Genomic DNA, 21,454 nt, shown 5'->3' on the forward strand with positions numbered 1-21,454 from the left:
TCGCGGTGCATCTGATCCATGATCCGAACGAGCCGGCGGCGGCGGAGACGAGCTTTGCCGAGTTCCTGAAGCTGGATATTCGGGCGGGGACGGTCCGGACGTGCGTGCCGTTCGAGGGCGCGCGGAATCCGTCGCTCATCCTGACGATCGATTTCGGCGATGGGGTCGGCGTGCGGAAGAGTGCGGCGCAGATTACCGAGCGTTATGCGCCGGAGGATCTGGTTGGGCGGCGGGTGATGGCGGTGGTGAATTTCCCGCCGCGGCAGATCGGGCGGATGCGGTCCGAGGTACTGGTGCTGGGGTTTGCCGATGCGGAGGGGGCGATCGTGCTGGCTGGGCCGGATGCGGCGGTGCCGGATGGGGCTCGGTTGGCTTGATGTGAGAAGCGGTTGGGCCGTTGCTGTGCTGTAGCCCCCACCCCAACCCAGTTTCAGTGCGGTTCAGGTAAAACAGGCCCCCGGCCTGTTTTAGGGATTGCCGGGGCAATCCCGACCTGAACCGTACTGAAACTCCTGAAGGAGAGGGGCTTTTTGTTGCCCGTGTGTTCGTTGATAGTCTCCAGCGGGGGACGGGGCCTTGGTGACGCGGTTATTCCTAGGCCCCGGCCTGCGCCGGGGAACGTTTCAGGCTTGTTTTACGCAGCCAAGCGGAGTTCGAGGCGGTCCCAGATTTCGAGGAGGGCGTTGGTCAGGTCGCGCATCATCGACTCGTCGTGGGCGGGGCCGGGGGTGAAGCGGAGGCGTTCGGTGCCGCGGGGCACGGTGGGGTAGTTGATCGGTTGCACGTAGACGCCGTATTCGGCGAGCAGGATGTCGCTGATGCGCTTGGCCTTGACCGGGTCGCCGATCATGAGCGGCACGATGTGCGTGGTGGACGGCATGACGGGCAGGCCGGCGTCGGCGAACATCGTCTTGAGGCGCGTGGCGGCGGCCTGTTGCCCGTCGCGTTCGGCGGCCGATGCCTTCAAGTGGCGGACGCTGGCGAGCGCGCCGGCGACCAGCACGGGGGACAGCGAGGTCGTGAAGATGAAGCCGGGCGCGTAGCTGCGGATGACGTCGACGATCGTCTGGTCGGTGGCGATGTAGCCGCCCATGACGCCGAACGCCTTGCCCAGCGTGCCTTCGATGATGTTGACGCGGTCGGCGACGGCATCGCGTTCCGAAATGCCGCCGCCGCGTGCGCCGTACATGCCGACGGCGTGGACCTCGTCGAGATAGGTCAGCGCGTTATACTTGTCGGAAAGGTCGCAGATCGCCTCGATCGGGGCGACGTCGCCGTCCATCGAATAGACGCTCTCGAACGCGATCAGCTTGGGCGCGTCGGGGTTGGCGGCGGCGAGCAGTTCCTCGAGATGGGCGAGGTCGTTGTGGCGGAAAACCTGCTTTTCGCAACCCGAGTTGCGGATGCCCGCGATCATCGAGGCGTGGTTGAGTTCGTCGGAGAAGATGATGCAGCCGGGCAGGATCTTGGCGAGCGTCGAGAGCGTCGCGTCGTTCGAGACATAACCCGAGGTGAACAGCAGGGCCGCCTGCTTGCCGTGCAGGTCGGCAAGCTCGCCTTCGAGTTCGATGTGATAGTGCGTATTGCCGCCGATGTTGCGCGTGCCGCCGGACCCGGCGCCGACATCGTGGAGCGCATCCTCCATCGCGGTGACGACGGCGGGGTGCTGGCCCATGGCGAGATAGTCGTTCGAGCACCACACGGTGATCGGCTTCGGCCCATTATGGCCAGCGAAACAGCGGGCGTTCGGGAACGACCCCTTGTTGCGAAGGATGTCGATGAAGACCCGGTAGCGTCCCTCGGCATGCAGCCGATCGATCGCCTGATTGAAAACGCGCTGATAATCCAACCGGGGCACTCCGGGACCTAGTTCCAACCCGCCATGTACGACCGCGGCGCGTGGAATTCCAGCGTGATCGCAGTGCAGCATGATGGCATTTTGTCCCGGTCCGATCGATGCACTCGATCAGAGGCGTGCGGTGCGGTCCAGCCCGAAGCCCGCCAGATGTTCGAGGAAGGCGGGTGTCGGATCGATTGGGCCGGTGAAAACCGCGATGCCGGGGACTGGGGCGGTGGGCCAGGACTGGTCGCGCGTCAGCCATGCGACGCGCCGCGCGATGCCGGGGCCGCCGTCGACGAAGCTCAACGGGCGGGGCGCGACCGCGACGAGCCGATCGGCGACGAGCGGGAAATGGGTGCAGGCGAGCACGACCGAGTCCATGCGGTCGCCACCCGGCTGATCGAGCAGGCCGGCGAGCACCGCGGCATAGGCGGCGTCGGGCGTGTCCTCGCCGCGCAGGTCTGCCTCCGCGAGCGCCACGAGCGCGGCAGAACCGTGGCGCAGGACGGTGCAGTCGGCGGCATGTTCGGCGGCGAGCCGGTCGACATAGGGTTGCCGCACGGTCGCGTCGGTGCCGAGCACGCCGATGACGCGGCTCTGCGAGGCGAGGGCGGCGGGGCGAATGGCGGGGACGGTGCCGACAACGGGGATGTCGAGCGCGGCGCGGACCGGGCCGAGCGCGATGGTGGAGGCGGTGTTGCAGGCAATGACGACGAGGCGCGGGCGGTAACGTTCGGTGAGCCGGCCGAGCAGGACAGGGACGCGGCCGGCGATCTCCTCCTCCGATTTCACGCCATAGGGGAAGAAGGCGTTATCCGCCGCGTAGACGATCGGCGCGTGCGGCAGGATCGCGCGGGTGGGCGCCAGCACGGACAGGCCGCCGACGCCGGAGTCGAAGAACAGGAGCGGCCTTGGGTCGGTCATGCGGGTGTCGTAGCAGGGGGGTGGGTTGCGAGGCTAGGTGGGTTGGGTGTTCCTCCCGTCCTGTCCATCCCGAGCGCAGCCGAAGAGCGCTGTTGGCTTCTCGGCTTCACTCGAAGGGTCCCTCGACTTCGCTCGGGATGGACGGTTTGGGAGGTGATCGCGCGGATTGTAGCGGGTCGTGCCCATCCTAACCGAGATCGATTGCGTCCCGGTGGGGGGGCGCTATGATTTGGGGACGAAGGGGACGCCGCTATTTCGACGATGGAACCGTGGATGGTGACCGTGCTGGTCATGATCGGCGCCTACCTGCTGGGGGCGGTGCCGTTCGGCATCCTGCTGACCCGGATGACGGGCGCGGGCGACCTGCGGACGATCGGGTCGGGGAATATCGGCGCGACCAACGTGCTGCGTACCGGGCGCAAGGGGCTGGCGGCGGCGACGTTGCTGCTCGATGCGGCCAAGGGCGCGGTCGCGGTGCTGGTGGCGGGCGCGATCGACCCGGTGCTGATGCCGGTTGCGGGCGCGGCGGCGTTTTTCGGACATTGCTATCCGGTCTGGCTGCGGTTCCGCGGCGGCAAGGGCGTGGCGACTTTGCTGGGGATCGCGCTGGCGCTGCACTGGCCGACCGGGCTGATCTTTGCGGCCGTCTGGATCGCGGCGATGGCGGCGACGCGTTATTCCTCGGTGGGCGGGATCGCGGCGGCGATCGCGACGCCGGTGTCGACGGCGTTCTTTCAGCGGTTCGACCTGGTGCCGCTGTTCCTGGCGCTGGCGCTGATCGTGTTGTGGAAGCATCGCGGGAACCTGGAGCGGTTGATGGACGGGACCGAGCCGCGGATCGGGCGTGGTGCCAAGGGTGAGGGCGCGCAGGCGCAACCGGATTGAGCGAGCCTTCGCTGTACGACGACCGGATCGCGCGGTTGCGGCTGATCCGGACCGGCGGGATCGGGCCGGTCACCTATAAGCAGTTGATCGCGCGGTTCGGGACGCCGGCGGCGGCGCTGGCGGCGTTGCCCGATCTGGCACGGCGCGGGGGTGGCAAGGCGCCGGCGATCGCCACGCTGGCGGCGGTGGAGGCGGAGGTCGCGACGGTCGAGCGGTTGGGCGCGCGCTATCTGTTCATGGGGCAGGGGCTGTACCCCGCGTTGCTGGCGCGGATCGAGACCGCGCCGCCGGCACTGATCCTGCGCGGGCGGACGGCGTTGCTGGAACGGCCGGCGGTGGCAATCGTGGGGGCGCGCAACGCGTCGGCCGCCGCGGTGCGGTTCGCACGCGGGCTGGCGGCGGAGCTGGCCGATGCGGGGCTGCTGGTGGTGTCGGGGCTGGCGCGCGGGATCGATACGGCGGCGCATCAGGGGGCGGGGGCAGCGCGGACGGCGGGCGTGATCGCGGGCGGGATCGACATCGTCTATCCGCCGGAGAATGCCGAGTTGCAGCAGGCGATCGCCGAGGGCGGGTTGCTGTTGGCCGAGCAGCCGCCGGGGACGGAACCGCGGGCGCGGCATTTCCCGTATCGGAACCGGATCATCGCCGGGCTGGCAGGCGGCACGGTGGTCGTGGAGGCCGCGCCGCGGTCGGGATCGCTGATCACCGCGCGGCTGGCGAGCGAATATGGGCGCGACGTGATGGCGGTGCCGGGGTCGCCGCTCGATCCGCGCGCGCAGGGGTGCAATCTGCTGATCCGTGAAGGTGCGGTGCTGGTGCAGACGGCGGCGGACGTGATCGAGGCGCTGGGGCCGATCGGCGGGGCGGGCGCGGCGCGCGGCGTGGCGATGTCGGCGAGCGGCTACGATGCGCCGCCGGCGGCCGATGCGGACGATCGCGAGCGGGCGCGGGCGACGGGGTTGCTCGGCCCGACCGCGGTGGCGGTGGACGAGCTGATCCGGCAGGCGGGGCTGGCCCCGGCGATCGTGCAGACGGTGCTGCTGGAACTGGAGCTGGGCGGGCGGCTGGAACGCCACGCCGGGGGTCGCGTCAGCCTGCTCGGCTGAGACATGCTTTGTCACATCTTTGTAAGAAACGATGTGCAACCGGCGCGGCCATCCGTCCGTACATGGGTCGCGCGGTAACCGACTTGCCGCCCGCTCCGTCGGCCATTCCCCCCCGGGCCGACGGAGCGTTAGCGGGGGCCGCGCGATGCGACGGTCTTCCGCCTCTCGGTTCCGGATCTTCGAGACGATCGCCGTAGCGCGGGGATGACGGCGTTCCCCCCTGCCTGTAGGGAACGCGTGACCGGGGGGATGCGGGGGGCGGAGCGCGTCCCCATCTGAGCCGCGACTTGACGACCGGGGGCGGGCCTCGCCACCCTCGTGCGTACATGTGAGAGATCGAAGGGCCGCAATGAAACTCGTCGTCGTCGAATCGCCCGCCAAGGCCAAGACCATCGAGAAGTATCTCGGCCCGGGATACCGCGTGCTGGCATCCTACGGCCATGTCCGCGACCTGCCGCCCAAGGACGGATCGGTCGATCCGGACGACGGCTTTGCCATGCAGTGGGAGAATTATGCGGACAAGGCGCGCCAGCTGAAGGCGATCACCGACGAGGCGAAGGGGGCGAGCACGCTGATCCTGGCGACCGATCCGGATCGCGAGGGCGAGGCGATCAGCTGGCACGTGCAGGAGGTGCTGCGCAAGCGGAAGGCCCTGCCGAGCGACGTGCAGCGCGTGACGTTCAACGCGATCACCAAGCAGGCGGTGACCGAGGCGATGGGCCGGCCGCGCGCGCTGGACGAGGACCTGATCGACGCATATCGCGCACGTCGGGCGCTCGATTATCTGGTCGGGTTCACGCTGTCCCCCGTGCTGTGGCGCAAGCTGCCGGGGGCGAAGTCCGCGGGGCGGGTGCAGTCCGTGGCGCTGCGGCTGGTGGTGGACCGCGAGCGCGAGATCGAGGCGTTCCGGCCGCAGGAATATTGGTCGGTCACCGCAGTGTTCGAGCAGGACGGGGTCGCGTTCACCAGTCGGCTGGTGCGGTGGAAGGGGCAGAAGCTCGACCGGCTGTCGATCGGCAATGGCAGTGATGCGGCCGCGGCGAAGGCGGCGGTGGAGAGCGGGCGTTTCTCGGTCGAGAGTGTCGAGACCAAGCCGCTGACGCGCAATCCACCCGCGCCGTTCACGACATCGACGTTGCAGCAGGAGGCGGCGCGCAAGCTCGGCTTCTCGGCCAGCCACACGATGCGCGTGGCGCAGGCGCTGTATGAGGACGGCGCGATCACCTACATGCGGACCGACGGCGTGCAAATGGACCATAGTGCCATCTCCGCGGCGCGCGGCGCGATCGCGAACCGGTACGATGCGTCCTATGTGCCCGACAAGCCGCGGCAGTACACGGCCAAGGCGAAGAATGCGCAGGAGGCGCACGAGGCGATCCGGCCGACCGATTTCGGGCGCGACAAGGCGGGTTCGGGTGACCATGCGCGGCTTTACGACCTGATCTTCAAGCGTGCGCTCGCCAGCCAGATGGCGTCGGCCCGGCTGGAGCGGACGACGGTGGAGCTGGCCGACCAGACCGGGCAGCAGGCGTTGCGGGCGACCGGGCAGGTCGTGTTGTTCCCCGGTTATCTGGCGCTGTACGAGGAAGGGCGCGACGACGAAGCGGACGAGGAGAGCCGTCGCCTGCCGCGGATGCACGAGGGCGACGGGCCGGCGCGCAAGTCGGTCGACAGCGAGCAGCATTTCACGCAGCCGCCGCCACGTTATTCGGAAGCGAGCCTGGTCAAGAAGATGGAGGAGCTCGGCATCGGGCGGCCATCGACCTATGCGTCGGTGCTGCAGGTGTTGAAGGACCGCGACTATGTGACGGTCGAGAAGAACCGTTTCACGCCGAACGAGAGCGGGCGGCTGGTGACGGCGTTCCTCGAGCGCTTCTTCGAACGCTATGTCAGTTACGATTTCACCGCGGGGCTGGAGAACAGCCTGGACGACGTGTCGGGCGGGCGGGCCGAATGGCAGGCGGTGCTGGAGGCGTTCTGGCGCGATTTCAAGCCGAAGACCGCCGAGGTGATGGAGCAGAAGCCGTCCGAAGTGACGGCGGAGCTGGACATATTCCTGGGGTCCTACCTGTTCCCCGAGAAGGAGGACGGGACCGATCCGCGGGCGTGCCCGGCGTGCGGCGACGGGAAGCTGGCGCTGCGCGGCGGCAAGTTCGGCGCATTCGTGGCGTGTTCGAACTATCCGGAGTGCAAATATACGCGGCGGTTCGCGCAGGCGGGCGGCGCGGAGGCCGGGGCCGATACCGGGCCGGTGTCGCTCGGCATCGATCCGGAGACGCAGCTGGAGGTCAGCAAGCGGACCGGGCGGTTCGGACCCTATGTGCAGCTGGGCGACGAGAAGGACGCCAAGCGATCGTCGATCCCGAAGGATTTCGGGGCTGAGGTGGACCTGGAGGGTGCGCTGAAGCTGCTGTCGCTGCCGCGGACGGTGGGCGCGCATCCGGAGAGCGGGCTGGATATCGTCGCGTCGATCGGACGTTACGGGCCGTACCTGCTGCACGATGGCAAGTACGCACGGTTGCAGACGACGGCGGACGTGTTCGAAACGGGCATGAACGCGGCGGTGGTGAAGCTGGCCGAGGCGGCGGCCGGTGGCGGGCGTGGGCGCGGGGCGGCGAAGGAGCCGCTTGCGGCGTTCGGCGATAGCCCGGTGACGGGCAAGCCGGTGAAGCTGATGGAGGGACGGTTCGGCCCCTATGTGACCGACGGCGAGACCAACGCGACGTTGCCCAAGACGGCGGACCCATCGACGATGACCGCGGACGAGGCGCTGATGCTGCTCGCCGAACGCGCGGCGAAGGGCCCGCCGAAGGGAAAGAAGAAGGCGCCGGTGAAGAAGGCCGCCGCGGCGAAAAAGCCTGCGGCGGCGAAGACGGAGGCTACGGCGGTGAAGGCCGCGGCGGTGAAGAAGGCTCCGGCGAAGAAGGCGGCGCCGAAGAAGGCTGCGGCTGCGAAGAAGCCGGCGGTGAAGAAGGCGTTGGCAGCGGAGTGATCGGGGTACGGCTGCATTGATGAGGGCGTAGTCGGTCCGTTCCAGAGAGACGGGAAGACCGTCGAACGCAGCTTCGCGGTGGTGTTGGCCGTCTCGACTTCGCTCGACGGGTCCCTCGACTTCGCTCGGGATGGGCGGGTTTGTTTTGTTGCACTGCCTTCAAATCCCGTCTGGTTCGAGCTTGTCGAGAACGTTGCGCGGCGTTCTCGACAGGCTCGAACCGAACGGGGTGGGGGTTGGGTCCCCTCCGATCTGTTGCGTCGGAGGTAGGGCTGAGTCGCGTCAGGCAACGACCAAGCGGTCGTCCCCGAGATCCGCCATGACGCTGATCAGGCCGGCATAGTCCGTCGTTGGGTCGTAGTCGCTCGGTTGCGTGGCGGTGAGGGTCAGGCCGGACTGGCAGAGGGTGAAGCGGACGCCGAGGGCTAGCGCTTCGGCGTAGTGGGCGGCGAGCGTGGGGAGGCCGACTTTCGTGTGGGCGGCGTCGTTGGGGGCGGTGATCGGGGGGCGGATCAGGGTGACTGCTTCGCCTTGGAGGAAGATGCGGGCGCGGGCGCCGAGGGCGGCGGTGGCGGTGGCGAGGGAGAGGGCGGTGCGGAACCGTTCGGGGGTGGCGTCCGCGACGATGATGGTCAGGCCGCGCATCGGCAGCCGGGGTCCTTGGGCACGGTGATCGTGCGGAAGCGGAAGGCGAGTGCGTCAACGAGCAGGAGCTTGCCGGCGCTGTCTTCGCCGAACGGGACGATCTGGCGGATCGTTTCGATTGCGGCGAGGCTGCCCAGCACGCCGGTCAGCGCGCCGAGCACGCCCTGGTCGGCGCAGGAGGCGTCGCCGCGGTCGGGGGCGTCGCCGACGAGGCAGCGGTAGCAGGGTTTGCCGGGTTCCCACCCGCGGTAGACGGCGAGCTGCCCTTCGAACTGGCCCACCGCGGCGGAGACGAGGGGGATGCGGCGGGTGAGGGCTGCGTCGGCGACCATCAGGCGGGTTTCGAAATTGTCGGAGCCGTCGACGATGACGTCTGCGCCGCTTGCGAAGCCGTCGAAGTTGGCGGGCGCAAGGCGTTCGTTTCGCTGGACGAAGCGGACGTCGGGGTTGAGGCGGGCGACCGCATCGGCGGCGGCGGTGACCTTTGGCCGACCGACATCGGCGGTGGCGAACAGATATTGGCGTTGGAGGTTGCTGAGCGCCACCACGTCGTCGTCGATCACCGTGAGCCGGCCGATACCCGCGGCGGCGAGCGCCTGAATGAGCGGGGAGCCGATGCCGCCTGCGCCGACGATCGCGACATGGGCGGCGAGCAGCGCCTGCTGCCCCGCGCCGCCGATTTCGCGGAGCACGATGTGGCGGGCGTAGCGATCGAGCTGGTCGTCGCTGAGCGGCACGGGGGCGACGGTCACCGTGTGCCGGTCGATCCGAAGCCGCCGGTGCCGCGGGCGGTCTCGTCGAGCGTGTCTCCTTCGACGAACTCCGCGGGCTGGACCGCGGCGGGGACAAGCTGGGCGATGCGGTCGCCGCGGGTGATCGGAAACGGGGCCGGGCCGTGGTTGATGAGGATGATTTTCACCTCACCGCGATAGTCCGCATCGATCGTGCCGGGGGTGTTGAGGCAGGTGACGCCGTGCTTGAAGGCGAGGCCGGAGCGCGGGCGGACCTGGACCTCGTAGCCCGGCGGGATGGCGATGGCGAAGCCGGTGGGCACCGCCGCCCAAGCGCCGGGGGCGAGGACGAGGTCTTCCGCCGCCACGATGTCCATGCCGGCGGCGTCCGCAGTGGCGCGGGCGGGGAGGGGGAGGCCGGTGCCGTGGGGCAGGCGCCGGAGCTGGATGGCGATCATGCGAGATGCTCCGCGATGCGGTCGGCGAGGCGGTCGGCGACGGCCGTCTTGGAGGCGGCCGGCCAGTCCTCGACGCCGTCGGCGGTGATGAGGTGGACGTGGTTGCGGTCGCCGCCCATCACGTCGCCGGACACGTCGTTGGCGACGATCCAGTCGACGGCCTTGCGGGTGCGCTTGGCGGTGGCGTGGGCGACGACGTCCTCGGTTTCGGCGGCGAAGCCGATCAGCAGCCCGGGGCGGCGCGGGTCGGTGGCGAGTGTCGCAAGGATGTCGGGGTTCTCGCGCAGTTCGAGCGTGGGGGTGCCGTCGCGGGTCTTCTTGATCTTCTGCATCGCGGGCGCGACGTGCCAGTCGGCCACCGCGGCGACCAGGATCGCGGCGTCGGCGGGGAGCGCGGTGTCGACCGCGGCGGCCATCTGGCGCGCGGTTTCGACGTCGATGCGGTCGACGCCGGGGGGTGTTGGGAGCGTGACCGGGCCGGCGACGAGCGTGACGCGCGCACCGCGGGCGGCGAGCGCGGCGGCGATGGCGAAACCTTGTTTCCCGGACGAACGGTTGGCGATGTAGCGGACCGGGTCGATCTGTTCGTGCGTGGGCCCGGCGGTGACGAGGATGTGGCGGCCGGCGAGGGTCTTCGCGGCCGGCTTGGCGAGCTTTGCCATGATCGTGTTCGCGAGGGTCTCGACGTCGGGCAGGCGGCCAGGGCCATACTCGCCGCAGGCCATGAGGCCTTCGTCGGGATCGATCACGGTGATGCCGTCCGAACGCAGCGTCGCGATGTTGCGGCGGGTGGCGGGGTGGAGCCACATCCGGACGTTCATCGCGGGGGCGACCAGCACGGGCTTGTCGGTGGCGAGCAGCAGCGTGGTCGCCAGATCGTTGGCGAGACCGGTGGCCATGCGGGCGAGCAGGTCGGCGGTGGCGGGGACGACGACGATCAGGTCGGCCGCCCGGCTGAGCTGGATATGGCCCATCTCGGCCTCGTCCAGGTCCCACAGGCCGGTGTGGACCGGGCGTTCGGACAGGGCGGCGAGCGTCATCGCGGTGACGAAGCGCGCGCCGCTGTCGGTCAGCACGCAGGTGACGGTGGCGCCCGCGCGGCGCAGCGTGCGAACGAGATCGCACGCCTTGTAGGCCGCGATGCCGCCGCCGACGATCAGGAGGATATGCGGGCCCGACATGCGCCCCCTCTTGCCGGTTGGCGACAACGCTGTCGAGGGCGGGGGGTAGTTCCTCGCGGTTGCAGCATCGTGGGCGGAACCATATTAGTACCGACACGTCCAGGATCGGACACGAAGCAGCAAGGGTAGCGTACAGGATGATCGTTCCGAATACGCCGCGGGTGCGGCTGATGATCAAGGAGGTCTGGCGCCCGCTGACCGTATTGTTCGTGTGGGACGTGATCGTGACGGTCACGTATTTCGTGCTGCCGTTCAAGGCGCCGTCGCTGCCGCTGACGCTGTTCGGTTCGGCGATCGCGCTGTTCCTCGGCTTCCGCGTCAACAGCGCGTATGAGCGCTGGTGGGAAGGCCGCGGGCTGTGGGGCCTGATGATCAACGCGTCGCGCAGCCTGGCGCGCAGCACGATCGCGTTCCTGGACGATAACGATCCGGGCGTGGTGGACCTGAAGCGCACGATCGTGCTGCGCCAGATCGCCTATGTCCACGCGCTCAGGAACCGGTTGCGCAAGGAAGATCCGGCGCCGGAAGTGCTGCGGATGTTGTCGCCGGAGGAGGCCAAGGAGGGGCTCGATCGGCAGAATGTGCCGAACGGGCTGCTCGACGGGACCGCGCGGCGGATCGCGGAGGCGCAGCGCCGCGGGTTGATCGATACGATCCAGCAGACGCAGCTGGAGCGCGTGCTGGTCGATATCGCCAATGCGCAGGGCGGGATGGAACGGCTGAAGAATACGCCGCTGCCGATGCAGTACCGGTTCTTCCCGGAAATCTTCGCGCGGCTGTTCTGCGTGGCGTTGCCGATCGGGTTGGTGGAGTCGCTCGGCTGGGCGACGCCGGCGGGGTCGACGGTGGCGGGGCTGATGTTCCTGGCGATCCTGCGGATCGGTGACGACCTCGTCGATCCGTTCGCCAACGACGTGCACGACGTGCCGCTGACCAGCATGTGCCGGACGGTCGAGATCGATCTGCTGGAGGCAATCGGTGACGAGGCGCCGAAGCCGTTGCAGCCGGAGAAGGGCGTGCTCTGGTAAACAAAGTGTTGCGCGACGGTAACGTCACGGAACCGTAACGATATCGACGCGGGGGTGTCACCGCCCGGTCACCCCGCCGTCATGCCGCGACCCTAGCTGCCCCTCATCGGACAAGCATCGTCCCAGGGGATCCTAATCGTGATCAGTCAGTCCAACCGGCTTCGCGCCGGTCGCATGTCCATGCGCGCTTTCCTTGCCGCGGGTTGCGCGTTCGTCGCGGCCCCGGTCGCCGCGCAGGTCGTGCCGACCGAAGCCGCCGCGGACCTGCCCGCCAGTTCGGTGGCGGAGGCGGAGGCCGATGCGATCGTCGTGACCGGCACCCGTCCGATCGCGGAGTCCGAAGCGTCCGCGCTGGCGATCCAGAAGGCGTCGCCGTCGCTGGTGAGCGTCGTGGCATCGGACGCGGTGGGGCGCCTGCCCGACCAGAATATCGCGCAGGCGGTCAGCCGGCTGCCGGGCGTGGCGGTGCAGCGCGACCAGGGCCAGGCGCGCTACATCAACCTGCGCGGCGCGCCGATCAACTGGACGACTTTGTCGTTCGACGGGATCAACGTGGTGAGCCCGGAAGGTCGCGACGCGCGGTTCGATTCGATCCCGTCGGCGATCGCGTCGCAGATCATCGTGCGCAAGGCGGTGACGCCGGACATGACGGGCGAGACGATCGCCGGCAATGTCGACATCGTCACGCGGTCGGCGTTCGACTACAAGGGCTTCCACGTCGCGGGCAAGGCCGGCGCGGGCTATGTCGAGCTGGGCGATACGGTCGAATATGACAGCTCGCTGGTGCTGGCCAACCGCTGGAACACCGGGATCGGCGAGATCGGCCTGCTGGTGTCGGGCAGCTATTACCAGCGCGGCATGGTGACCGACAATTTCGAGACCGATTGGGAGCAGGTGTCGCAGGACCAGCGGCCGGGTGCGGCCGACCGGGTGTGGGCGCGCGAGACGGAGAACAAGCTGTACCGCCTGACGCGGCGCAACTATTCGACGTCGGGCAAGCTGGAATGGAAGCCGGACGACAACAACCGGTTCTTCGTGTCGTCGATCTATTCCGCGTTCACGGATCACGAGCTGCGGTCGAACTACATCTTCGACCTGGACGACCAGCAGTCGCGGCTGTCCAATTCCTCCGCGTCCTGCGCGACGACCGGGTCCGCACCGCGCAGCCCGAACACGGGCTATGCCGACGTCTGCACCGGCAACACGCCGTTTCAGGGGACGGTGTACGGGGTCGACATCAACCAGCGCGTCAACGTGCGTGAGTTCAAGCAGTCGATCTTCACCAACACGATCGGTGGCGATCACGATCTGGACCGGTTGAAGGTGAAGTGGCGCGCGAACTATACCAAGTCGGTCGACGACCGGTCGGTGCCGTCGCAGCTGAACTACGACAGCCCAAGCCTTTCGACGAGCCGCCCGACCGTGGCGTACGACCTGACCGATCCGCAGCAATCCTATGTGACGCTGTACCGCACGGTGCTGAACCCGGACGGCACGTTCGGGCGCGGCGCGCAGGTGCAGCAGATCGAGGATTTCGCGCTGCCGCTGTCGAGCTTCACCTCGTTGCGGGCCAAGGACGTGACGCGCGCCTATACCGGCAAGCTGGACCTGACCTACAGCGCCGACCTGTTCGGCGGGGAGACCTTGTTCTCGGTCGGCGGGCAATATGATCGCCGCACGAAGGAAGCGAACGAGAGCCAGCTGACGCTGAATACCGCGGCGCAGTTCGCGGCGGCGGGGATCGACACGAACTTCAACGGGATCGCGATCGATGCGCCGTTCCGCGGCGAGATCCCGCTCGGCTACGACTTCAAGTATTTCGGCGAGGAGCGCGTGCTCGACCTGCTCGCCAAGGCGAAGTCGGTGGGGACGTTCGTTCCGCTGACCGCGAACTATTACAAGGTGCGCGAGGAGGTGTTCGCGGGTTACGCGATGGCGCTGACCAAGTTCGACTGGGGCAACATCATTGCCGGCGCGCGCGTCGAGCATATCCGCAACGACAGCGCGGCGACGCCGACGGTGGCGGGCGTGGTGACCGCTGTGGACGTGAAGAACAGCCAGACGCTGGTCTATCCCAGCCTGCACTTCAACTGGGACCTGGACCGGTCGAAGAAGGTCCGGCTGTCGTTCAACACCGGTGCCGCGCGGCCTGACTATGATCAGCTGCGTCCGAACTTCACGTTCAACGACGCGAACCAGACCGTGTCGGGCGGCAACCCGGAGGCGAAGCCGGAGAAGGCGCGCGGCGTGGACCTGTATTTCGAATGGTACACGCAGCCGCAGGGCTTCTTTTCGGCCGGCGTGTTCTACAAGGATGTCCGCGACGTCCTGTTCGACGATACGCGCACGTTCGGGCTGACGACGCTGAACAGCGGCGGTTTCGACCGGTGGCAGTATATCCTGTCGACGATCACCAATGGCGGCGACGGCTATATCTACGGCGCGGAAGGCGCGTTCCAGCAGCAACTGGAGCCGTTCACGGGCGATCTCGGCCTGCCCGACTGGATGGGCGGGTTCGGCATCCAGGCGAACGCGACGTACAACAAGAGCGAAGCGACGACGCCGGACGGCGACAAGGTGATGTTCCCGGGCACGTCCAAGTTCGTGTACAATATCGGCGGATATTACGAGAAATACGGCTTTTCGGCGCGCGTGAACTATCAGAAGCGGACTGCCTGGATCGATACGCTGGGCGCGGCGACGGACGGCGGCAACCAATATTGGGGCGACGACGACGAGCTCGACGCGTCGGCACGCTATGCGCTGACCCCGAATGTCGAGGTCTATGTCGACGGGTCGAACCTGTTGAACGGTCCGGGGCGGCGCTATGCCGGGATCAGCGCGCGGACGATCGAGCATGAGACGTTCGGGCGGCGGTACACCGGTGGCGTGCGGGTGAACTTCTGATGCGGATGGCGCCGTTGCTGGCGCTGATGATCGCGGGCTGCGCGGCGGTGCCGCCGGTGGCGCCGGGGCCGGTCGCGACGCCGGTGACGGCTGTGATCCAGGCGCGGGCGGAGACCGACCCGGTCGGGACGGCGGACGATGCGGCGGACGATCCCGCGATCTGGCGCAACCCGGCGGACCCGGCGGCGAGCCTGATCGTGGCGACGGACAAGCGCGCCGGTTTGCATCTGTACGACCTGAAGGGGCGGCGGATCGCGTTCACGCCGTCCGCGCGGCTGAACAATGTCGACCTGCGCGACCGGGTGCGCATCGCGGGCGTGCCGGCGATCCTGGTGGCGGCGAGCGACCGGGCGGACGTGGCGAATGCGAAGATGGCGCTGTTCCGACTGGACAGCGTGGCGCGCAAACTGGTGCCGCTGGCGTCCGTGCCGGTCGGGCCGGGCGAGGCGTACGGCATGTGCCTGTGGCGGCGGGCGCGCGATGCGGTGTTGTTCGGGTTCGTGGTGATGAAGGACGGGCGGATCGACCAGATGGCGTTCGATCTGACCGGTGCGGTGCCGACCGCGCGGCGGGTGCGGAGCATGAAGCTCGGCACGCAATCCGAGGGCTGCGTCGTCGATGACCGGACCGGGCGGCTGTACGTGTCCGAGGAGGATGTCGGGTTGTGGGCGTTCGATGCGGAGCCGACCGCACCCGTGACGCCGCAGCCGATCGGCCGGGTGGACGGCGCGACGTTGTTCGCCGATGCCGAGGGAATGGCGCTGGCGCCGCGCGGACGGAAGGGGGGATATCTGGTCGTGTCGAGCCAGGGCGACAATGGCTATGCGCTGTACCGCCTGCCGGACATGCGGTTTGCCGGCCGGTTCAGGATCGGCGACGGCCGGGTGGACGGGACGTCGGAGACCGACGGGATCGACCTCGTGACGGGCGATTTCGGGCCGGATTATCCCGGCGGGCTGCTGGTGGTGCAGGACGGCGACAACGCGCCGGCGACGCAGAACTTCAAGCTGAACGCATGGGGGGACGTTCTGAAGGTGCTGAAGCTGCGCTGAAGCAGCGGGCGCCTGGCGCGCGGTTGTGGATGCGTTAAGGAGATCGGGGCTAGACCGTTCGCGTCTCCTGCAAACGGAATTCCATCGACGTGCCGCTGAACCGCTTCAGACCCATCGTCCATCTGGGACCGATCGTCGTGGCGGTGCTGTATTTCTGTGTCGCATGGCTCGCGCTCGACCTGACCGGGGGGATCGACGGGATCGCCACCGTGTGGCCGCCGAGCGGGATCCTGCTCGCCGCGCTGTTGATGACCAAGCGCGGGCGGGTGCCTTATTACATCGCGGCGGCGGCGGTGGGCAGCGTGGCGGCCAACCTGACGGCGGATGCCGGCCCGGTCGAAGCGATCATCCTGACCGTCGCGAACATGGCGGAATCGACGCTGGCCTGGTGGTTGCTGCGCGGGCGGCGGGAACCGCAGCCGGGGTTCACCCAACCGGCGGAGATCGCCCGGTTCTGTACCGCGGCGGTGATTGCGGCGGCGGCAAGTGCCTGCACGGCCTCGATCGGGACGCTGCTTTCCGGTGGGCCGCAGTTCGCGCTGTCGTGGTTCCTGACCGACCTGCTCGGCATGCTGCTCGTCACGCCGCTGATCCTGATGGCGTCGGACGCGGTGCGGAGCCGCAACCCGGACATCATCGTCCGGTGGCGCGATCTGGTGCTGCTGCTAGGACTGGTCACGGTCGTGACGACGGGCGTGTTCATGCAGTCGGGCTATCCCGTGCTGTTCCTGCCGCTGGTCGCGTTGCTGGCCGCGACGTTCTGGCTGGGGCCGATCGGCGCGGCGGCGGGTGTGCTGATCATGGCGGCGATCGGGACCGCGCTGACCGCGGACGGGCAGGGGCCGATCATGCTGGTCCACCGCGATCCCGGCCGGATGGCGCTGTTCCTGCAATTCTATTTGCTCGTGATGCTCGGCACGGCGTTGCCGCTGGCCGCACTGCTGGCGACGCGCAACCGGCTGATCCGCGAAGTGGGGGAGAGCAACCGGCTGCTCCGCATGGCCGAACGCACCGCGCAGCTGGGCCATTGGAGCCTGGATGCGGTGCGCGAGAAGCTGATGTGGTCGCCGGAGGTGTTCCGGCTGTACGGACTGCCGGTGGGCGAGGTGCCGGGGCTGGACGGTGCGATCGCCGCCTATCATCCGGACGATCGCGCGCGGGTGTCCGCATTCATCGAGGCGCTGACGACGAGTGACGACCCGGACGGGAGCGAATTCGCGTTCGAGGCGCGGCTGGTCAACCCGGACGGGACGGTGCGGCATGTCGTGTCGCACGGCCATGCGGATCGAGCGCCGGACGGGACGCTGATCGCGTTGTTCGGCGTGGTGCAGGATGTGAGCGACCGGGTGCGCGCCGCCGAAGCGCTGGAGGCGGCGCGTGCCGCGGCGGAGAATGCGGCCGATACCGACCAGCTGACCGGGCTTGCCAGCCGGCGCCGCGCGCTGCGCGTGCTGGAGGAGGCGATCGCGACCGCGCGGGACGGGAAGACGCCGCTGTCGGTCGCGATCTTCGACGTCGATCATTTCAAGCTGGTCAACGACCGCTACGGCCATCTGGTCGGGGACGAGGTGCTGTGCCGCGTCGCGCAGGCGGCGGTCGGTGCGTCGCGCCACGATGATCTGGTCGGGCGGCTGGGGGGCGAGGAGTTCGTGCTGCTGCTGCCCGGGGCGGACGAGGCGACGGCGATGGCGGTGGCCGAACGCGTGCGCACGGCGATCGAGGCCAGCGACCGTGCGGTGGGGACGCGTTTCACCGACGATACGCCGCATGTGACGATCAGCATCGGTGTCGCGCGGCTGGACCGGGCGACCGATACATCCGCCACGCATCTGCTGAACCGTGCCGACCGCGCGCTGTACGAGGCGAAACGGTCCGGCCGGAACCGGATGCGGCTCGCCGCCTGAGGCCCGAAAGCGCCCGCACCGCCTTGCGCATGGAGCGGCCAACCGTTATTCGCATGTCCGACAAATTCATCGGATCGGAAATACCATGATCAACGGCACTATCCTCGTGGGCGCCGCCGAACATGTCGGCGAGGCCACCTTCCGCGCGGTCGATCCGGCAACCGGCGCGACGCTGGATCCCGCCTTCGCCGAATCGGGCAAGGCCGAGATCGACGCGGCCTGCGCACTCGCCGCCGCCGCCTATCCGAGCTTTTCGGAAACCGACCTGACGACGCGCGCTGCGTTCCTGGAAGCGATCGCCGACAACATCGTGGCGATCGGCGACGACCTGATCGTGCGCGCGATGGCCGAGAGCGGCCTGCCGCGCGTCCGGCTTGAGGGTGAGCGCGGGCGCACCGTCGGCCAGCTGAAGCTGTTCGCCAATGTGGTGCGCGCGGGTGATTTCCTGGACGTGACGATCGACCCGGCGATGCCGGACCGTGCGCCGTTGCCGCGACCCGACATGCGCCGCCGCAACATTGCGCTCGGCCCGGTCGTGGTGTTCGGCGCGAGCAACTTCCCGCTCGCTTTCTCCACCGCCGGCGGCGACACCGCATCCGCGCTGGCCGCCGGTTGTCCGGTCGTCGTGAAGGGTCATCCCGCCCACCCCGGCACGGGCGAGCTGGTCGCGCGCGCGATCCAGAAGGCGGTCGCGGACTGCGGCCTGCACGAGGGCGTGTTCTCGTTCCTGCCCGGCACGACGCATGAGCTGGGCGGCGGGCTGGTCGCCGATCCGCGGATTGCGGCGGTCGGGTTCACCGGGTCGCGCGGCGGTGGGCTTGCGCTCGTCAAGATCGCGGCCGAGCGGGCCGTGCCGATCCCGGTCTATGCCGAGATGAGCAGCATCAACCCGGTCGTGCTGCTGCCCGCCGCCCTTGCGGCACGCGGTGCAGTGATAGCGCCGGCGTTCGTCCAGTCGCTGACGATGGGTGCGGGGCAGTTCTGCACCAATCCGGGTCTGGTGCTGGCGATCGCGGGTCCCGAGCTGGACGCGTTCGCGGCCGAGGCCGGCAAGGTGTTGTCGGACGCAAAGCCGGTCCAGATGCTGACCCCCGGCATTCACGCCAGCTTCGAACAGGGCGTCGCCGCACTGGAGAAGCATGACGCGGTCACCGTGGTCGCACGCGGTTGCGTCGGCGACGGCGTGAACCAGGCGCGTGGCGCGATCTTCCGCACCGACGCGGCGCAGTTCATCGCCGATGCGGCGCTGGGTCATGAAGTGTTCGGGTCGTCCGCGATCATCGTGGCATGCCGCGACGAGGCCGAGATCGCGCAGGTCATCGGGGGTCTGGAAGGCCAGTTGACCGCCACGATCCAGCATGATGCGGGCGACGAGGCGATGGCCGCGACGCTTGTGCCGCTGCTCGCCGCCAAGGTCGGCCGCGTGCTTGCCAATGGCTGGCCCACGGGCGTCGAAGTGTCGCACACGATGGTCCATGGCGGGCCGTTCCCGGCGACGTCGGACGGCCGCACGACATCGGTCGGCGCGCTGGCGATCGACCGCTTCCTGCGGCCGGTCTGCTACCAGTCGCTGCCGGAGGCGCTGCTGCCGCCGGTGCTGCGCGATGCCAATCCGTGGGGCGTTGCGCGCCGCATGGACGGGAAAATGACCCCGGCCTGATCCGGGTCCGGCGGGGCGGACCGGCATTGGTCGGGCCGCCCCGTACGCATGACGACGATACAAGATGAACGGGAGAGAATGATGCGTCTGTCGCTGGTGCAATATCAGGATGGCGCCGGGCGCGCCGTGGCCGCGATCCGCGACGATGGCGTTGCGCGGATCGTGCCGGGTGCGCAGTCGGTGCAGGCGCTGGCGCTGGCCGCGATCGCGGCGGGGCAGGGCCTGGCCGATGCGGTCGCCGCGGCGGGCACGGGCGATGTCGTTGATCTGAATGCGGTAACGCTGCTGCCGCCGATTGATCATGACGATCCGGCGCATCTGGCGATGACCGGCACGGGCCTGACGCATCTCGGGTCCGCCGAGGGGCGCGACGCGATGCACCGCGCGGCGAAAGTCGATGCGGCGCCGACCGATTCGATGAAAATGTTCCTGATGGGGGTCGAGGGCGGCAAGCCCGCGGCCGGGGCCGACGGCGTGCAGCCGGAATGGTTCTACAAGGGCGACGGGACGCAGCTGGTCGCGCCCGGTGCGCCGCTGACGTCGCCGGCGTTCGCGCTGGATGCGGGCGAGGAGCCGGAGATCGCCGGCATCTACCTGATCGACGACGCAGGCACGCCGGTGCGGCTGGGCTTCGCACTGGGCAACGAGTTTTCGGACCATGTGACCGAGCGCGGCAATTATCTGTGGCTGGCGCATTCGAAGCTGCGCCCCGCGGCGCTGGGGCCGGAGCTGCTGGTCGGCGATCTGCCGGCCGATGTGCGCGGCACGAGCCGGATCGTGCGCGACGGCGCGACGGTATGGGAGAAGCCGTTCCTGTCGGGCGAGGCGAACATGTCGCACAGCATCGCCAACCTGGAACAGCATCACTTCAAATATGGCCTGTTCCGGCGGCCGGGCGACGTGCATGTTCACTTCTTCGGCACCGCGACACTGTCGTTCGCCGAGGGTGTGCAGACGCAGGCCGGCGATGTGTTCGAGATCGAGGCCGCACCGTTCACGCTGCCGGTGCGCAACCCGATCGTGGTCGCTGAAGCAACGCCCGTCACCGTGAAGGTGCTCTGACATGGCGATCCGGATCGGTATCGTCGGGCTCGGCAAGATCGCGCGCGACCAGCATGTGCCGGTGATCGAAGCGTCGCCGGACTTCACGCTGGCGGCGGTGGCGAGCCGCAGCGGCGGGTTGCCCGACCTGCCTTATTATAGCGACATCGGCGACATGCTGGCGGGGGACGACGCGCTCGACGCGGTTGCACTCTGCCAGCCGCCGCAGGTGCGGTACGACGCGGCGCGCGCCGCGATCCTGGCGGGCAAGCATGTGTTCCTGGAAAAGCCGCCCGGCGCGACGCTGAGCGAGGTCAAGTCGCTGGCGGACCTGGCGCAGGCGCACGGCGTGACGTTGTTCGCCAGCTGGCATTCGCGCTACGCATCCGGCGTGGCGGCGGCGAAGGCGTGGCTTGCGGAGCGGACGATCCGGTCGGTCGCGGTCGAGTGGAAGGAGGATGTCCGCGTGTGGCATCCGGGGCAGGCGTGGATCTGGGAACCGGGCGGCCTCGGCGTGTTCGATCCGGGCATCAACGCGATGTCGATCGTGACGCACATCATGCCGCGGCCGTTCTTCCTGCTGGACGGGACGCTGTCGTTTCCGGCGAACCGTGGTGCGCCGATCGCGGCGGACCTGACGTTCCGTGACGACAGCGGCGTGCCGATCACCGCGGCGTTCGACTGGCGCCAGACGGGGCCGCAGACCTGGGATATCAGCGTCGACACCGTCGACGGGGCGCTGGTGCTGTCGAAGGGCGGCAGCGTGCTGACGATCGCCGGCGAGCTGCAGGAGACCGCGCCGGAAGCGGAGTATCGCGGGCTTTACGACCGGTTTGCCGGACTGGTGGCGCGTGGCGAGAGCGACGTGGATGTAAGCCCGTTGCGGCATGTGGCCGACGCCTATCTGCGCGGGGCGCGGGTGGTGGTGGAGCCTTTCGAGGACTGAGGGTGATGTGGCGGCCCGTCGGTCTGGCGTTTGGGTCGGCCGGCGGGTTGCCTGTCTCCTGACGGGGTGGCGCAGTTCGGTCGCGTCTTGGCCTGTCGGTTTTGGTTCACCTGACGGAGATCCCGGCTTTCTCCGGGATGACGGGTTTGGGGAA

17 protein-coding genes are annotated in these 21,454 nt (G+C 68.7%); 11 read left to right on the plus strand and 6 right to left on the minus strand.

The window, feature by feature from the left end:
- The first annotated feature begins 5 nt into the window (after positions 1-5).
- Entirely contained in the window at positions 6-377 is a 372-nt protein-coding gene (locus ACFSGX_RS05430) for a tRNA-binding protein (RefSeq protein ID WP_380928061.1), read from the plus strand.
- Positions 378-634: 257 nt separating this feature from the next.
- Here the strand turns inward: ACFSGX_RS05430 and hemA are convergent, their stop codons facing one another.
- Both hemA and murI read right to left on the minus strand, forming a co-directional pair.
- Entirely contained in the window at positions 635-1,849 is a 1,215-nt protein-coding gene (gene hemA, locus ACFSGX_RS05435; RefSeq protein ID WP_380928063.1) for a 5-aminolevulinate synthase, read from the minus strand.
- Between the two features lie 117 nt (positions 1,850-1,966).
- Complete coding sequence (gene murI, locus ACFSGX_RS05440) at positions 1,967-2,764, minus strand: glutamate racemase (protein WP_380928064.1); 798 nt, start codon at positions 2,762-2,764, stop codon at positions 1,967-1,969.
- A 261-nt stretch (positions 2,765-3,025) separates the two neighbouring features.
- On the opposite strand from murI, the gene plsY reads away from it, so the two are divergent.
- The 3 genes from plsY to topA all read left to right on the plus strand — a co-directional run bounded on the left by plsY (position 3,026) and on the right by topA (position 7,747).
- A complete protein-coding gene (gene plsY, locus ACFSGX_RS05445; protein ID WP_380928066.1) occupies positions 3,026-3,649 on the plus strand; it encodes a glycerol-3-phosphate 1-O-acyltransferase PlsY in 624 nt (207 codons plus the stop codon).
- Complete coding sequence (gene dprA, locus ACFSGX_RS05450) at positions 3,646-4,755, plus strand: DNA-processing protein DprA (RefSeq protein ID WP_380928068.1); 1,110 nt, start codon at positions 3,646-3,648, stop codon at positions 4,753-4,755. The genes plsY and dprA overlap by 4 nt, the downstream gene beginning before the upstream one ends.
- Positions 4,756-5,104: 349 nt before the next feature.
- Positions 5,105-7,747 carry a type I DNA topoisomerase gene (topA, locus tag ACFSGX_RS05455; protein ID WP_380928070.1) on the plus strand — a complete coding sequence of 881 codons (2,643 nt, stop codon included), beginning with the start codon at positions 5,105-5,107 and terminating at the stop codon, positions 7,745-7,747.
- Between the two features lie 282 nt (positions 7,748-8,029).
- Here topA and ACFSGX_RS05460 read toward each other — a convergent pair whose 3' ends face one another.
- From ACFSGX_RS05460 to coaBC, 4 genes are read right to left on the minus strand one after another with little or no spacing between them, the layout of a single operon-like run.
- Positions 8,030-8,392, minus strand: a complete 363-nt coding sequence (locus tag ACFSGX_RS05460; RefSeq protein WP_380928072.1) for a DsrE family protein — start codon at positions 8,390-8,392, stop codon at positions 8,030-8,032.
- Positions 8,380-9,129: a HesA/MoeB/ThiF family protein gene (locus ACFSGX_RS05465; protein WP_380928250.1), complete on the minus strand. Its 750-nt coding sequence runs from the start codon at positions 9,127-9,129 to the stop codon at positions 8,380-8,382. The genes ACFSGX_RS05460 and ACFSGX_RS05465 overlap by 13 nt, the downstream gene beginning before the upstream one ends.
- Before the next feature lie 11 nt (positions 9,130-9,140).
- Positions 9,141-9,581 (minus strand): dUTP diphosphatase, encoded by a 441-nt coding sequence (dut, locus tag ACFSGX_RS05470; protein ID WP_380928073.1) that lies wholly within the window; start codon positions 9,579-9,581, stop codon positions 9,141-9,143.
- On the minus strand, positions 9,578-10,762 hold the full coding sequence (coaBC, locus tag ACFSGX_RS05475; protein ID WP_380928074.1) for a bifunctional phosphopantothenoylcysteine decarboxylase/phosphopantothenate--cysteine ligase CoaBC: 1,185 nt from the start codon (positions 10,760-10,762) through the stop codon (positions 9,578-9,580). Before coaBC ends, dut begins: the two co-directional genes overlap by 4 nt.
- A 137-nt stretch (positions 10,763-10,899) precedes the next feature.
- Between coaBC and ACFSGX_RS05480 the strand changes: the two genes are divergently transcribed.
- From ACFSGX_RS05480 to ACFSGX_RS05510, 7 genes are all read left to right on the plus strand, one after another.
- Positions 10,900-11,790 (plus strand): bestrophin family protein, encoded by an 891-nt coding sequence (locus tag ACFSGX_RS05480; RefSeq protein WP_380928076.1) that lies wholly within the window; start codon positions 10,900-10,902, stop codon positions 11,788-11,790.
- A 180-nt stretch (positions 11,791-11,970) separates the two neighbouring features.
- Entirely contained in the window at positions 11,971-14,697 is a 2,727-nt protein-coding gene (locus tag ACFSGX_RS05485; protein ID WP_380928077.1) for a TonB-dependent receptor, read from the plus strand.
- A 5-nt stretch (positions 14,698-14,702) separates the two neighbouring features.
- Positions 14,703-15,749 carry a phytase gene (locus ACFSGX_RS05490; protein ID WP_380928251.1) on the plus strand — a complete coding sequence of 349 codons (1,047 nt, stop codon included), beginning with the start codon at positions 14,703-14,705 and terminating at the stop codon, positions 15,747-15,749.
- An 89-nt stretch (positions 15,750-15,838) separates the two neighbouring features.
- The gene (locus tag ACFSGX_RS05495) at positions 15,839-17,653 is read left to right on the plus strand and encodes a sensor domain-containing diguanylate cyclase (protein WP_380928079.1); all 1,815 of its coding nucleotides are present in this window, start codon (positions 15,839-15,841) and stop codon (positions 17,651-17,653) included.
- Between the two features lie 85 nt (positions 17,654-17,738).
- Positions 17,739-19,313 (plus strand): aldehyde dehydrogenase (NADP(+)), encoded by a 1,575-nt coding sequence (locus ACFSGX_RS05500; RefSeq protein WP_380928080.1) that lies wholly within the window; start codon positions 17,739-17,741, stop codon positions 19,311-19,313.
- An 81-nt stretch (positions 19,314-19,394) separates the two neighbouring features.
- Positions 19,395-20,375, plus strand: a complete 981-nt coding sequence (gene araD1 / locus ACFSGX_RS05505; protein WP_380928252.1) for an AraD1 family protein — start codon at positions 19,395-19,397, stop codon at positions 20,373-20,375.
- 1 nt (position 20,376) lies between these two features.
- Positions 20,377-21,300, plus strand: a complete 924-nt coding sequence (locus ACFSGX_RS05510) for a Gfo/Idh/MocA family protein (RefSeq protein WP_380928082.1) — start codon at positions 20,377-20,379, stop codon at positions 21,298-21,300.
- The last annotated feature ends 154 nt before the right edge of the window (positions 21,301-21,454 follow it).

It is taken from the genome of Sphingomonas arantia (assembly GCF_042682045.1).
GTDB classification, from domain to species: domain Bacteria; phylum Pseudomonadota; class Alphaproteobacteria; order Sphingomonadales; family Sphingomonadaceae; genus Sphingomonas_R; species Sphingomonas_R arantia.